The organism is Mycolicibacterium agri (assembly GCF_002553505.1).
Taxonomy (GTDB): Bacteria; Actinomycetota; Actinomycetes; order Mycobacteriales; family Mycobacteriaceae; genus Mycobacterium; species Mycobacterium agri.
This window is the reverse complement of record NZ_PDCP01000040.1, coordinates 1-14,102: the sequence shown is the minus strand read 5'-3', so window position 1 is coordinate 14,102 and position 14,102 is coordinate 1. Positions and strand designations below refer to the sequence as shown.

Below are 14,102 nucleotides of genomic sequence, written 5' to 3'. Positions count from 1 at the left end.
GCACTAGCTTCACATACGTCACCCCGGCGGCCGACCGCAGCCGACTAGGCTGGCGGTAAGCAAAGCCGCGACCATCTGGAAGGCAAGACCGTGCGCGAGTTCAGTGTCCCAGCAACGTTCGAAGTCGGCGCGCACGACACCATCGTCAGCTCCGTCTACTCGCACGAACGCGACGATCCCGACCACGTCATCTTCAAGCGCCTTGTCGACGGCGAATGGACCGACGTGACGGCGGCTCAGGCCGCCGGCCAGATCCGCTCGGCCGCGCTCGGCCTGATCGCCGAGGGTGTCCAGCCCGGCGACCGGGTGGCGGTGCTGTCGGCCACCCGCTACGAGTGGCCGATTCTGGACTTCGCGATCCTGTCCATCGGCGCTCTGACGGTGCCGATCTATGAGACCAGCTCGGCCGAGCAGGTGAAGTTCGTGCTGAGCAACTCCGGCGCGGTGTTGGCGTTCGCCGAGACCGACGCCCACGCCGAGAAGATCGAGGCGCTGCGCGGCGAGTTGCCCGACCTGCGCAAGGTGTTCCAGATCGAAGGGTCGGGCACGTTGGCGCTGGACGCGCTGGCCGAGGCGGGCAAGTCGGTCGATCCGTCCGAGCTCGACACCCGGCTGGCCGGCATCAAGTCGGCCGACCCCGCCACGCTGATCTACACCTCGGGCACCACCGGACAGCCCAAGGGCTGCCAGCTGACGCATTCCAACCTGGTCTACGAGATCCGCGGGGCAAAGGAGTGCTTCCCGACGCTACTCACCAAGGGTGAGCGGATGCTGGTGTTCCTGCCGCTGGCGCACGTGCTGGCCCGCGCCATCACCATCGCGGCGTTCGCGAACAAGGTGACGCTCGGCTTCACCAGCGACATCAAAAATCTGGTGCCGATGTTCGCGGTGTTCAAGCCGACGCTGGTGGTGTCGGTGCCGCGGGTCTTCGAGAAGGTCTACAACACCGCCGAGCAGAACGCCCGCGACGACGGCAAGGGGCGCATCTTCGAGATCGCGGCCAACACCGCGATCGAGTGGAGCGAGGCCCAGGACAAGGGCGGCCCGGGCCTGCTGCTGAGGGCCAAGCATGCGCTGTTCGACCGGCTGGTGTACGGCAAGCTGCGGGCCGCGCTCGGCGGCGAGTGCCATGCGGCGATCTCCGGCGGCGCGCCGCTGGGCGTGCGGCTCGGCCACTTCTACCGCGGCGTCGGGCTGACCATCTACGAGGGTTACGGGCTGACCGAGACCAGTGCGGCGATCACGGTCAACCGGCTCGACGACTTCAAGGTCGGTACGGTCGGAAAGCCGTTGCCCGGCAACAGCGTACGCATCAATGACGATGGTGAACTGCTGGTACGTGGCGGCGTGGTGTTCTCCGGTTACTGGAAGAACGAGGAGGAGACCAAGAAGGTGTTCTCCGCCGATCCCGGCGACGAGGCCAACCCCTGGTTCCACACTGGCGACCTCGGCGCGCTCGACGACGACAACTTCTTGACCATCGTCGGCCGCAAAAAGGAGATCATCGTCACCGCCGGCGGCAAGAACGTCGCGCCCGCCCTGCTCGAGGACCGGTTGCGCGCGCACCCGCTGATCAGCCAGGCGATGTGTGTCGGCGACGCCAAGCCGTTCATCGCGGCGTTGATCACGATCGACCCGGAGGTGTTCCCCGGCTGGAAGCAACGCCACGGCAAGAACGACGACGCGACGGTCGCCGACCTCGCCGACGACCCCGACCTGGTCGCCGAGATCGATCTGGCCATCAAGGAAGCCAACCAGGCCGTGTCGAAGGCCGAGGCCATCCGCAAGTTCCGGGTGCTGCCCGTCGACTTCACCGAGGACACCGGCGAGCTCACCCCGACGATGAAGGTCAAGCGCAATGTCGTGGTGCAGAAGTTCGCCGCCGATATCGAAGCGCTCTACGGCTGAGCTAGTTGGTCAACTGGCGGTGCATCCGCTCGGCCTGGGTGTGCCACTGCCAGTTGTCGATCGCCCAGCGCCTTCCCGCCGCGCCCATCTCGGCGGCACGCGCCGGATCGGCGAGCAGTTCGCCTACCGCAGAGGCGATTTCGCCGACGTCCCAGCCGTTGACGACACGGCCCGTGACACCGTCCTGCACGGTTTCGGGGGCCCCGCCCGATCGGCCCGCCACCACCGGCACACCGGTCGAGGACGCCTCGAGGTAGACGATGCCGAGGCCTTCGACGTCCAGGCCGGCCCCCCGGGTGCGGCACGGCATCGCGAACACGTCGGCCATGGCGTGGTGGGCGGGCAGTTCCGCGGCGGGCACTGCGCCGGTGAAGACGACGTGCTCGCTGACGCCGGTGTCGCGTGTCAGCCGGTGCAGCGACGACGCGTACGGTCCACCGCCGACGATCGCCAGCGCGGCGCCGTCGACGCGCTGCCGGATCGCGGGTAGCGCGCGGATCAACATGTCCTGTCCCTTGCGCGGCACCAGCCGCGACAGGCAGACCACCACGGGGCGCTCCCCCAGCCCGTAGCGCTTGCGCAGTTCGGCGCGGGCGGCCGGATCCGGTGCGAACCGGTCGGTGTCGACTCCTGGCGGCACGTGCTCCAGCGCGGCGTTCGGGCCGAACGCCGACGCGAACCGGCGCCTGGTGTAGCGGCTGACGTAGGTCACGACGTCGGTGGTGTCGCCGATGCGGCGCAACGCGCTGCGCGCCACCGGCAGCATCGACCACCCGACTTCGTGGCCGTGTGTGCTGGCGACGAGTCGATGTGCGCCGGCACCCCGCGCCCGCGACGCCAGCAGCGCCAGCGGCGCCGCCGCGCCGAACCAGACCGTCTCGACGTCGCCCTCGGCGATCAGACGCCGCATCCGGTCATCGACGCCGGGGCTCGGCAGCATCAGCGTGGTCGGATGGCGCACCACGCGGTAGCCGGTGGCCTCCGCTTGTTTGTCGAACTCCTCGCAGCCCTTCCACTTCGGCGCGTAAACCGTCAGCGTGTAGTCCTCGCCGGATGCCACCAGGTGCGTGACGAGTTCATGCAGGTACGACTGGATGCCGCCGCGTCGCGGCGGAAAGTCGTTGGTAACCAGCAGAACCCGGGGCATCGCGTCAGGCTATCCGGTCAGCCATCGCCGCCAGTCGGCCAGCACCTGGTCAAGTCCGGCGCCCAGCGTCTCGGTCACGGCGGTCTGAACATCGGGATGGCCGCGGCCGCAGGCTCGTTCATACAGCGCACGCAGGGTGGGCGTGCCGTATCGGTCGGCGACGAATCGGGCAAACCACCAGGCCCTGTCGTAGGCCAGCGTGCGTGTGGGTCCTGCGGTGTCGAGGTCGGCGTCGGTCGGCAGCCTCGCCAACTCGGCGGCCCGCTGCGGATCGGGGCGTGGCGTCGGGGGCCTTGCGACGAAGTCGGCGACGCCTTCGGTCAGCCACCGCGGTGCGTCCGGCGCGGTATCCGGCCGCGCTGCATAGTGAAAAAGCTCGTGGCGCAACACAATTCGCAATGCCGACGGGCTCATCGCGGCGGCGCCCGGCGCGAAGATGATCCGCTGGTCGGTGGTCGCGGCGGCGATGTCGGTGCCGCCGCCTGCCAACGCGCGGAACTGTTCGTCGGATGCGGCGGCCACGACGACGATGTCACGCGACCAGTCCGGCCCCCAGAACGCTGTGACGGCGGCGACGGCGCCATCCATTTCGCCGTCGATCCGGTGCAGCAGCGGGTCCGTGTGCGCGCCGCCGAGGCTGACCAACTCCACGGTGCGGCCGTCGGCCACCGCGACCGACGTCGACGCGGCAGACGGTGGCGCCTGAGCCGTCGGGGTCTGCGCAGCGGTAGGGGTCGCGTCGACGCGACCGACGAGGAGGGCCGCCGCGATCAACTCGGCGATCAGCAGCAGGCCCAGCAGCGGACGTCTAGTAGCGGCGGACGTTGTAGATCGGGGCATTGTCCACCGGGGCCACGCGCACCGGCGTGCCGTAGGTGGACGCGTGCACCATCATCCCGTCGCCGATGTAGATCGCCGAGTGCGACGCGTCGGAGTAGTAGTTGACGACGTCTCCGGGCTGCATGTCCCCGATGTCGACCGGCTGGCCGCCCCGGGCGAGCGCCTGGCTGGAGTGCGGCAGCGAGATGCCCGCCTGTTGGAAGGCCCACATCACCAGGCCCGAGCAGTCGAAGGCGTTCGGGCCCGCCGCGCCCCAGGAGTACGGCGACCCGACGCGGGTCAGTGCGGCCTGCACCGCGACCATGCCCTGGCTGCTGCCGCCGCCGCCTCCGGGCAGCGCGGCCTCAGGCGGGGCGACGTCGCCGGGCGGGATGCCCTGCGGCGGGGCGGCCACGATCGCCGGATCCTCAGGGGCAGGTGGCGCAGGTGCTGCCGCGGCAGGGGGCGGCGGAGGCGGGGCGGCGGCCAGCGCCTCCCGTTGCGCCGGACTCAGCGCCTCGTACTGCGCCTTGACGACGGCGATCTGCACCTGCAGTTGGCTTTGCTTGGATTGCAGGTCTGCCCGCACGGCGGCGGCTTGCTCGGCCGCGGTCTTTGCCTCGGCGGCAGATTTCGCCGACGCCTGCTCGGCCTTGGCGGCCTGCTCGCTCAGACGGCGGTAATTCTGCATCTGCTCGCGCATCTCGATGGCCATGACCCGCTGCACCGAGAGCTTGTCGATCAGCCGCTGCGGCGAGTCGGCGGTCAGCATGGCGTCCATGCCGCTGGTCTTGCCGCCCATGTATTGCGCCGCAGCAAATTTGTCGACCGCGGCCTGGAACGTTGCCAACTCGTTCTTGGCCTTCTCGTAAGCGGCGAGGTCGGCGGCATGCTTGGCCTCGGCGTCGCGCTGCGCGGCCAGCTTGTTGTCGAGGTCGATCTGCGCCGAATGCATCGCTTCGGTGGTGCGTTCGGCCTGCCGCGACAATTCCGTCAGCTTTGCCAGCGCGTCGTCGGCAGGATCAGCCTGCACATTGCCGGCAAGCATTGCCGCGAAGACTGTGAGACTTAGGAGCGCATATAGGACGGGTCGCCGAATTCCACGCGTTATCCGCTGCATACGCTTGAGCGTCAAGGTTTTGCGTCCTCAAACTGCCGTTGGCGGGCCGCCCCGAACTTGTCTTAGGTCTCAGACAGGTTACGAAACGGCATCAGCCTTGTCCAAACGAGAGACGCAAATTTAACAGGCTCTCAGAGTTTTTCGATCCCGCCCCTGATGCGATGGCGTGTCGCCCACGCACTGCCGGTGTCGGCGGACCCGATCATCAAGCGACCACCCCCGATCCCCCTTGCCGGTGAATCGGAACCAGCCGCAACCGCGGCGCCAGGCCGGCCTCGGCCAGCACTTCCAACGCCGCGCGTTCATCTTCTAACAGCGTCTCCGGCACGCCGAGCAAAACACTCACCACGCAGTCATTGCAGCCGGGTCCGCGAACCGCGCAGTCGTCGCAATCGATGGTGACCGTCCCGGCCTCCGGCGCCTGGGCATCAGGCGTTCGCCTTTCGTCCATCTGACCGTCCTTCCGATCGGTGTTAGCCGCACGGTATCGGGCACCACCGACAACTCGACTTTTCCTTCGCGGCGAGCGTGGCTACCCCTTGCTGTCGGTGTCAGTGCCTACTTTTTCCGCATGGGTCAGCTCAGCTTCGCCGACGTCGATCCACTCGCTGACCTCTCGCTTCGGGAGACGACGTTCGTCGTGGTGGACCTGGAGACCACCGGGGGCCGGGCCAAAGGCGACGCCACGGCCGCCAACGTCGACGCGATCACCGAAATCGGCGCGGTTAAGGTGCGCGGCGGAACGGTTCTCGGCGAGCTGGCCACGTTGGTCGACCCCGGCCGCAGCATTCCGCCGCAGATCGTCGAGCTCACCGGCATCACCTCGGCCATGGTGCGCGACGCCCCGAAGATCGAGGCGGTGTTGCCGATGTTCCTCGAATTCGCCCGCGGCGCCGTGCTCGTCGCGCACAACGCGGGTTTCGACATCGGCTTCCTGCGCGCCGCCGCGGAACGCTGCCAGATCGTGTGGCCACGCCCACCGGTGCTGTGCACAGTGCGGCTGGCCCGCCGCGTGCTGACCCGCGACGAAGCACCCAGCGTGCGGCTCTCGGCGCTGGCGCGGCTGTTCGGCGCCAGCACCACACCGACACACCGCGCGCTCGACGATGCGCGCGCCACCGTCGACGTGTTGCACGGGTTGATCGAGCGCGTCGGCAACCAGGGTGTGCACACCTACACCGATCTGCGCTCCTACCTGCCCGACGTGACACCCGAGCAGCGACGCAAGCGCGCCCTGGCCGCGAATGTGCCGCACCGGCCCGGTGTTTACCTGTTCCGCGGGCCTGCCAACGAGGTGCTCTATGTCGGTACCGCGGTGGATCTGCGCCGCCGCGTCAACCAGTACTTCAACGGCAGCGACTCGCGGCCGCGCATCAAGGAGATGGTCGCCCTCACAAGCGCGGTGGACCACGTCGAATGCGCGCACGACCTGGAGGCAGGCGTTCGCGAGCTGCGGCTGCTTGCGGCGCACGCGCCGCCGTACAACCGCCGCTCGAAGTTCCCGCAGCGCTGGTGGTGGATCGTGTTGACCGACGAAGCGTTCCCGCGGTTCTCGATCGTGCGAAATCCCAAGGGTGACAGCGCTGTCGGGCCATTCCGCTCACGCGCCGACGCCGTCGAGACCGCCGACCTGTTGGCGCGTTTCACCGGGGTGCGCACCTGCACGGCGCGCATCGCACGCTCGGCACGCCACGGCCCTGCCTGCCCGGAACGCGAGCTGTCGCCGTGCCCCGCGCCGCGCGACCTGACGGCCGCCGACTACGCCGATGCTCCGCGGCGGGCGACGGCACTGATCGACGGTGTGGACAACACCGCGCTGTCGGCGGTGCTGTCCCGAATCGCCGAGCTGGCCGAGCGCAACCGCTACGAAACCGCCGCGCGGCTGCGCGACCACGCCGCCGCCGCCATCTCTGTGCTGTGGCGCGGTCAGCGGTTGCGGGCGCTGGCGGCGGTCACCGAACTCGTCGCCGCGCGCCCCGACGGCTACGGCGGCTGGCATCTCGCGGTGATCCGGCACGGGCAGCTGGCCGCGGCAGGCGTGGCACGCCGCGGCGTACCTCCGATGCCGGTGGTCGACGCGATAACCGCTGCGGCGCAATCGGTTCTGCCCGTCCCCGCTCCGTTGGGCGGTGCGCTCGTCGAGGAGGTGGCGCTGGTGATGCGCTGGCTCGGCCAGCCCGGCGTGCGCATCGTGCGGGCCGATCCGGGGTGGGCCTCGCCGCTCGGGTCGGCGGGCCGCTACGCCGGCTGGGCGGCTGCGGCGCGTTCGGCGCGGCTGGCCGCCGAGCAAGCCCTCGACTCGTCAGACCTCCTGAGTGAACCGCACCCAACGCGCGAGCAACTTTTCGGCCGCCCCGGAGTCGATCGCTCGGACCGCGCGGTCCAGCGCCGACTCCCACGCCGCGAACCATTCAGTGCCGCTGGTTAGCCCGGCGTGCGCCACCATCGCGCCCGCGGCGTTCAGGATCACCGCGTCGCGAATAGGGCCCTTGGCGCCGGCTAGGACTTCGCGAGCCTCTCTGGCGTTGGTCTCCGCGTCGCCGCCCACCAGTTGGGACAGCTCTGCGCGCGGGAAGCCGAAGCCGGCCGGGTCGAACGACACCCTCTCCACGGTGCCCGCCTGCACGCGCCAGATGGTGCTGGTCGTCGTCGTGGTCAGCTCGTCCAGGCCGTCGTCGCCGTGCACCACCAGGACGCTGGAGCGCCTGGTGGCGAACACGCCCGCCATCACCTCGGCCAGATCACCCCACGCGCAGCCGATCAGGCCCGCCCGCGGCATGCCCGGATTCGTCAGCGGCCCAAGCAGATTGAATACCGTCGGCACGCCGATCTCGCGACGCGCGGCGCCGGCGTACTTGTACGACGGGTGGAAGTGCGCCGCGAAGCAGAAGCCGATGCCGACCTCGCGGACGCTGCGGGCGACCTGTTCGGGCTCGAGGTCGATGCGCACACCCAGCGCCTCCAGCGTGTCGGCGCCGCCGCTGCGCGAGGATGCGGCCCGGTTGCCGTGCTTGACCACCGGGACCCCGGCAGCGGCCACCACGATGGAGGCCATCGTCGACAGGTTGACGGTGTTGGCCCCGTCTCCGCCGGTGCCGACGACGTCGACGGTGTCGTTGCCGATGTCGTCGGTGGGTACCAGCCGGGCGTAGGCCAGCATCGTGTTGGCCAGTTCGGTGACCTCGGCCGCCGTCGGGCGCTTCATCTTCATCGACACGCCGAAGGCCGCGATCTGGGCGGGCGTGGCCGTTCCGGTCATGATCTGGTCCATCGCCCAGGCCGCCTCGCCCGGTTTCAGCGGCTGAAGCGTGGTCAGACGGCTCAGAATGGCCTGCCAGGACGTGGCGGTGTCGGGTGTGCTCACCCCGAGATTATGACGAATTGCCAGACCCGGGTGGAGGTCAACAACTACAAAGCGTCATACTTGCGGTGTGACGAGCGCAGTAGGGACCTCGGGAACCGCGATCACGTCGCGTGTACATTCGCTGAACCGGCCCAATATGGTCAGTGTCGGCACCATCGTCTGGCTGTCCAGTGAGTTGATGTTCTTTGCTGGGCTGTTCGCGATGTACTTCACCGCCCGGTCGCAGGCCGATGGTGCGTGGCCGCCGCCGCCGACGGAGCTGAATCTGGTGCAGGCCGTGCCGGTCACGCTGGTGCTGATCGCGTCGTCGTTCACCTGCCAGATGGGCGTGTTCGCCGCTGAGCGCGGCGACGTGTTCGGGTTGCGGCGCTGGTACGTCATCACGTTCCTGATGGGCCTGTTCTTCGTGATCGGCCAGGGCTACGAGTACGTCCACCTGGTCCAGCACGGCACCACCATCTCCAGCAGTGCATACGGGTCGGTGTTCTACCTGCCCACCGGGTTCCACGGTCTGCACGTCATCGGGGGGCTCGTCGCGTTCGTCTTCCTGCTGGCCCGCACCACCATGAGCAAGTTCACACCCGCACAGGCCACCGCGGCGATCGTCGTCTCGTACTACTGGCATTTCGTCGACATCGTGTGGATCGCGCTGTTTGCCACCATCTACTTCGTCCGATGACTGGCCTGCCGATGAGAAGGGGTTCGATGACCAACAAGTCCCGCCGTCGGCTTCGTCGTCGGTTCTCGGCAGCGGTGCTGCTGCTGATCGGACTGGGAGTTGCGGGTGGTCTTGCGGCCACCCTGACGCCGTCGCCGCAGGTGGCTGTCGCCGATGAGTCGGCGTCCGCTCAACTGCGCACCGGCAAGCAGTTGTTCGACACTTCCTGTGTCACATGCCACGGCATCAACCTGCAGGGGGTCACCGACCGGGGCCCGAGCCTGATCGGTGTCGGCGAGTCCGCCGTCTACTTCCAGGTGTCCACCGGCCGCATGCCCGCGATGCGCGGCGAGGCCCAGGCGCCGCAGAAGCCGCCGCAGTTCTCCCCGGAGCAGATCGACGCGCTGGGGGCGTACGTGCAGGCCAACGGCGGCGGCCCGCACTTGCCCCGCGACGAGAACGGCCAGATCTCCCAGGAGTCGCTGCTCGGCGACAACGTCTCCCGCGGCGGTGACCTGTTCCGGCTGAACTGCGCGTCGTGCCACAACTTCACCGGCAAGGGCGGCGCACTGTCGTCGGGTAAGTACGCACCGCCTCTGACCGACGCCGAGCCCGCCCAGATCTATGCCGCCATGCAAACCGGCCCGCAGAACATGCCGAAGTTCTCGGACCGCCAGCTCACCCCTGACGAGAAGCGCGACATCGTCGCCTACGTCCGCATGGCCGCCGAAGCGCCCGACCCGGGCGGCTACGGCTTGGGCGGCTTCGGGCCCACCGCGGAAGGCATGGCGGTGTGGATCATCGGGATCGTCAGCGTCATTGCTGCGGCTTTGTGGATCGGAACACGGTCATGACCGAGCGAGAATCCGGAGACGGTTCGCGGATGGACAACGGACACGAAACCCCCAAGGGCACCGACGCCGCCGGCCAAACCGGCGTGCCAGGGCAGCCCACCGACGCCGAACTGGCGGCGATGTCGCGCGAGGAGTTGGTGCGACTCGGCGGCAAGCTCGACGGCGTCGAGACGGTCTACAAGGCGGATCGCTGGCCTGTCGCCGACACCAAGGCCGAGAAGCGCGCCGAGCGCCTGGTGGCGAGATGGCTGATGCTGGGCGGACTTTCGGGGCTGGCCCTGCTGGTGATCTTCATCTTCTGGCCGTGGGAGTACAAGGGCAGGGAGACCCCGGGGCACTGGTGGTACGACCTGGCCACCCCGCTGTACGGGCTGACGTTCGGTCTGTCGATCCTGTCGATCGCCATCGGCGCCGTCCTGTACCAGAAGAAGTTCATCCCCGAAGAGATCAGCATCCAGGAACGCCACGACGGTCGCTCCCCCGAAATTCACCGCAAGACCGTAGCGGCCAACCTGACCGATGCGCTGGAGGGCTCAACGCTCAAGCGGCGCAAGCTGATCGGCCTGTCGCTTGGCATCGGGCTTGGCGCGTTCGGCGTTGGCACGCTGGTCGCGTTCATCGGTGGTCTCGTCAAGAACCCGTGGAAGCCGGTCGTGCAGACCGCCGAAGGCAAGAAGGCCGTGCTGTGGACGACGGGGTGGACGCCGCGCTATCCGGGCGAGACCATCTACCTTGCCAGTGCGACCGGCTCGGTGGGCGACGCGCCGTTCATCAAGGTGCGGCCGGAGGACGTCGACGCGGGCGGCATGCTGACCGTATTCCCGTGGCGCGAATCCGACGGCGACGGAACCACCGTCGAGTCGCACCACAAGCTCACCGAGATCGCGATGGGCGTACGCAACCCGGTGATGCTCATCCGCATCAAACCCGGCGATGCCCACAAAGTGGTCAAGCGCAAGGGCCAGGAGAGCTTCAATTTCGGTGAGCTGTACGCGTTCACCAAGGTGTGCTCGCACTTGGGTTGTCCCGCATCGCTTTACGAACAGCAGACGTATCGCATCCTTTGCCCGTGTCACCAGTCGCAGTTCGACTTGTTGCACTTCGCAAAGCCCGTATTCGGTCCTGCTGCGCGGGCGTTGGCGCAGCTGCCCATCACCATTGACCAGGACGGGTACCTGGTCGCCAACGGTGACTTCATCGAACCCGTTGGACCGGCATTCTGGGAACGGAAGACGACAAAATGAGTCCGAAACTGCCCAAACCGCCCAGCATGGCCCAAATAGCGGCCGACCAGGGCGATGCGATCGACTCGCGCTATCACCCGTCGGCGGCGGTCCGGCGCCAGCTCAACAAGGTGTTCCCGACGCACTGGTCGTTCCTGCTCGGCGAAATCGCCTTGTACAGCTTCATCGTCCTGCTGATCACCGGCGTCTACCTCACCCTGTTCTTCGACCCGTCCATGGCCGAGGTGACCTATCAGGGTGTGTATCAGCCGTTGCGCGGCGTCGAGATGTCGAAGGCCTACGCCTCGGCGCTCGACATCAGCTTCGAGGTACGCGGCGGTCTGTTCGTGCGCCAGATTCACCACTGGGCCGCATTGCTGTTCGCCGCGGCGATCATGGTGCACTTGGCTCGTATCTTCTTCACCGGCGCGTTCCGTCGGCCCCGCGAGACGAACTGGGTGATCGGCTCACTGCTGCTGATCCTGGCGATGTTCGAGGGCTACTTCGGCTACTCGCTGCCCGACGACCTGCTCTCAGGTATCGGCCTTCGCGCAGCGCTCTCGTCGATCACGCTGGGCATGCCTGTCATCGGCACCTGGCTGCACTGGGCGCTGTTCGGGGGTGACTTCCCTTGCGGCGGTGTGGGTTACCAATGCTCGCAGGACGGCTACCTGCTGCCGCGGATGTACTCGCTGCACATCCTGTTGATCCCGGGCATCATTCTGGCCCTCATCGGCGTGCACCTCGCACTGGTGTGGTTCCAGAAGCACACCCAGTTCCCCGGACCTGGCCGCACCGAGACCAACGTCGTCGGCGTGCGCGTCATGCCGGTGTTCGCCGTGAAGTCCGGTGCGTTCTTCGCGATGGTGACCGGGGTGCTCGGCCTCTTGGGCGGCCTGCTGCAGATCAACCCGATCTGGCAATTGGGCCCGTACAAGCCGTCCATGGTGTCAGCAGGCAGCCAGCCCGACTTCTACATGATGTGGACAGAGGGTCTTGCGCGCATCTTCCCGCCGTGGGAGATCTACATCGGCAACTACACCATCCCCGCCCCCGTGTGGGTCGCGCTTGCCATGGGTTTGGTGTTCATCCTGCTGCCGCTGTGGCCGTGGCTGGAGAAGCGGTTCACCGGTGACGACGCGCACCACAACCTGTTGCAGCGGCCCCGAGATGCCCCGGTGCGCACCGCAATCGGCGCGATGGCCATCGCGTTCTACATGGTGCTGACGTTGAGCGCGATGAACGACATCATCGCCTTGAAGTTCCACATCTCGCTGAACGCGACGACCTGGATCGGCCGCATCGGCATGGTGGTGGTCCCTGCGATCGCCTACTACATCGCCTACCGCTGGGCCATCGGCCTGCAGCGCAGCGATCGCGAGGTGCTCGAGCACGGCATCGAGACCGGCATCATCAAGCGGCTGCCGCACGGTGCCTACATCGAATTGCACCAGCCGCTTGGACCGGTCGACGAGCACGGCCACCCGCTGCCGCTGGAGTACCAGGGCGCTCCGGTGCCCAAGCGGCTCAACAAGCTGGGTTACGCCGGCTCGCCGGGTACCGGCAGTTTCCTGTCGCCCGACCCGATCGAGCAGCACGAGGCTCTGATCGAGGCCCAGCACGCAGGAGAACGCAAGGCGCTCACCGCATTGCGCGAACACCAGGAGCGGCTGACCCGTTCCAACGGCTCGCGCGACGGCGAGACCAACGGCCACCACTGATCCGCGAGGTCCACTGATCCGCAAGGTCCCGGCCGGCGGCCCTGAGGCCGTCGGCCGTGCGTCGCGTTGCTTGCCGGCCGGGGCACCAACGCCCTACTCCCCCGCTTTGTGAATCTGACGACGCAAATCAGGCTGAAGCCGTCGCCACATTCACAAACGAGCGCAAGGTAACCGGGCGCTAGGGGCCGGACGCGTCCAGCAGGCCGTGCAACTGGCGCAGATAGAAGAACGGGATGACCGGCATCGCGACCGTGAAGAGTCCGGCGACCACATAGGCCGCCCACGAGGCGGTGTCGTGGCCTGCGGCCATCAGGTAGGTGGCGATGCCGATCGCCAACAGCGCCAGGCCCATAGCGCAGGCGATGACGACGGCGCAGCGCAGCCACATCCGCTCCACCGCGGGCGGCAGCCCCGCGTCAAATGTGCTGACCCGCAACGGCCCTGTGTACGCGCCTCGCGGACGAGCCGAGCTCCCAGCCGCCTGAGGTGCCCGCAGCTTCTGTGTGGGCGGCTCAGGGGCGCGCGTGGCGGTCGGGGCACGGCCCGTGGCGGGCCGGGCGCCGCCGGGCGCCGGCTGCGGCTCTTCCAGTGCCGCGCGACGGGCCCGGATCAGCAGCGGAATCGCGCCGATGATGATCAGCGCCGACACCACGATCACGCCGTAGAGCAGCCACGGCGTGCCCGACGAGGTCGACGACTCGGTATGGCCGCGCCCGAGATCGACCAGCGCGACGGTGGCGGCCACCGCGGCCCCCAGCACGGCCAGCCAGATCACCGCACAGACGGCCAGCAGGATCCGGTCCAGGTTCTCGGCGCCCTCGGCCGTCGGGTCGAGCCGCGAGCGGGCCTGGGTTTGGGGACGGACCCCTGTGTTGTATGTCATCAGCAGCTTGTCTGTGCGGAGTTGCCGGTATTGGACGACAGCACGGTGCCGTCGCTGGTGGTGATGGAGCAGTTCAGCCTGCTGACCAGAAACAGGCTCGAGGCCTGCACCGAGCCCACCTCGGACTGCGAGATCGGCGTCACCGTCAGCGACCACGGGATGTAGACGTTGCGCTGGGTTCGGCTGCGGCCCGAGGCGTCGATGTAGGTGACGGTGATGATGTCACCTGGCGCCTTGGTGCCGGTCACCGAGTAGGTGACCTGACGCGGCCCCGACCGCGTGGGCGTGGTCGTGGGAGGCGGCGCCGCCTGTGAGGGTTCCTCCGCCGGCGGGGGCGGTGGCGGCGGCTCCTCCGGTGCCGGCGCGGGAGCAGGCGGTGGCGGCGGCTCGGTCACCGTGACGGTC

General features: G+C 68.2%; 12 protein-coding genes and 1 pseudogene. 6 read left to right on the top strand and 7 right to left on the bottom strand.

The annotated features are described in order from the left end of the window. Positions 1-90 precede the first annotated feature (90 nt). On the top strand, positions 91-1,908 hold the full coding sequence (locus CQY20_RS20670; RefSeq protein ID WP_097941953.1) for an AMP-dependent synthetase/ligase: 1,818 nt from the start codon (positions 91-93) through the stop codon (positions 1,906-1,908). Position 1,909: 1 nt separating this feature from the next. On the opposite strand, the gene CQY20_RS20665 is transcribed toward CQY20_RS20670, so the two are convergent. The 4 genes from CQY20_RS20665 to CQY20_RS20650 form a co-directional block, all read right to left on the bottom strand. After that, positions 1,910-3,055, bottom strand: a complete 1,146-nt coding sequence (locus CQY20_RS20665) for a glycosyltransferase family 4 protein (RefSeq protein ID WP_097941952.1) — start codon at positions 3,053-3,055, stop codon at positions 1,910-1,912. Positions 3,056-3,064: 9 nt separating this feature from the next. Then, positions 3,065-3,895, bottom strand: a complete 831-nt coding sequence (locus CQY20_RS20660) for a peptidase (RefSeq protein WP_097941951.1) — start codon at positions 3,893-3,895, stop codon at positions 3,065-3,067. Continuing rightward, positions 3,864-5,009, bottom strand: coding sequence for a peptidoglycan hydrolase RipC (ripC, locus tag CQY20_RS20655; protein WP_371871136.1), 1,146 nt, complete (start codon positions 5,007-5,009; stop codon positions 3,864-3,866). The genes CQY20_RS20660 and ripC overlap by 32 nt, the downstream gene beginning before the upstream one ends. Positions 5,010-5,199: 190 nt before the next feature. Further along, complete coding sequence (locus CQY20_RS20650) at positions 5,200-5,445, bottom strand: hypothetical protein (RefSeq protein ID WP_097941949.1); 246 nt, start codon at positions 5,443-5,445, stop codon at positions 5,200-5,202. A gap of 120 nt (positions 5,446-5,565) precedes the next feature. On the opposite strand from CQY20_RS20650, the pseudogene CQY20_RS20645 reads away from it, so the two are divergent. Further along, positions 5,566-7,359, top strand: a pseudogene (locus tag CQY20_RS20645) (DEDD exonuclease domain-containing protein); the annotation flags it as partial. Here CQY20_RS20645 and trpD read toward each other — a convergent pair. After that, positions 7,297-8,358 (bottom strand): anthranilate phosphoribosyltransferase, encoded by a 1,062-nt coding sequence (gene trpD / locus CQY20_RS35575; RefSeq protein WP_097941947.1) that lies wholly within the window; start codon positions 8,356-8,358, stop codon positions 7,297-7,299. The pseudogene CQY20_RS20645 and the gene trpD overlap by 63 nt on opposite strands. Positions 8,359-8,425: 67 nt before the next feature. Here trpD and ctaE point away from each other — a divergent pair, with 67 nt between their 5' ends. Genes ctaE through qcrB form a run of 4 tightly spaced genes read left to right on the top strand, consistent with a single transcriptional unit; the run spans position 8,426 to position 12,814 of the window. After that, the gene (gene ctaE, locus CQY20_RS20635) at positions 8,426-9,037 is read left to right on the top strand and encodes an aa3-type cytochrome oxidase subunit III (RefSeq protein ID WP_097941946.1); all 612 of its coding nucleotides are present in this window, start codon (positions 8,426-8,428) and stop codon (positions 9,035-9,037) included. Positions 9,038-9,063: 26 nt separating this feature from the next. Continuing rightward, on the top strand, positions 9,064-9,870 hold the full coding sequence (gene qcrC / locus CQY20_RS20630; RefSeq protein ID WP_097941945.1) for a cytochrome bc1 complex diheme cytochrome c subunit: 807 nt from the start codon (positions 9,064-9,066) through the stop codon (positions 9,868-9,870). A 29-nt stretch (positions 9,871-9,899) separates the two neighbouring features. Beyond that, entirely contained in the window at positions 9,900-11,114 is a 1,215-nt protein-coding gene (qcrA, locus tag CQY20_RS20625) for a cytochrome bc1 complex Rieske iron-sulfur subunit (protein WP_097941990.1), read from the top strand. Further along, on the top strand, positions 11,111-12,814 hold the full coding sequence (gene qcrB, locus CQY20_RS20620; RefSeq protein WP_097941944.1) for a cytochrome bc1 complex cytochrome b subunit: 1,704 nt from the start codon (positions 11,111-11,113) through the stop codon (positions 12,812-12,814). Before qcrA ends, qcrB begins: the two co-directional genes overlap by 4 nt. Positions 12,815-12,992: 178 nt before the next feature. Here qcrB and CQY20_RS20615 read toward each other — a convergent pair whose 3' ends face one another. Together CQY20_RS20615 and CQY20_RS20610 are read right to left on the bottom strand one after the other, a co-directional pair. Further along, a complete protein-coding gene (locus CQY20_RS20615) occupies positions 12,993-13,697 on the bottom strand; it encodes a DUF2561 family protein (protein WP_097941943.1) in 705 nt (234 codons plus the stop codon). Beyond that, the coding region (locus CQY20_RS20610; protein WP_234816336.1) for an MmpS family transport accessory protein at positions 13,697-14,102 on the bottom strand (406 nt) is incomplete at its 5' end. The genes CQY20_RS20615 and CQY20_RS20610, both read right to left, overlap by 1 nt.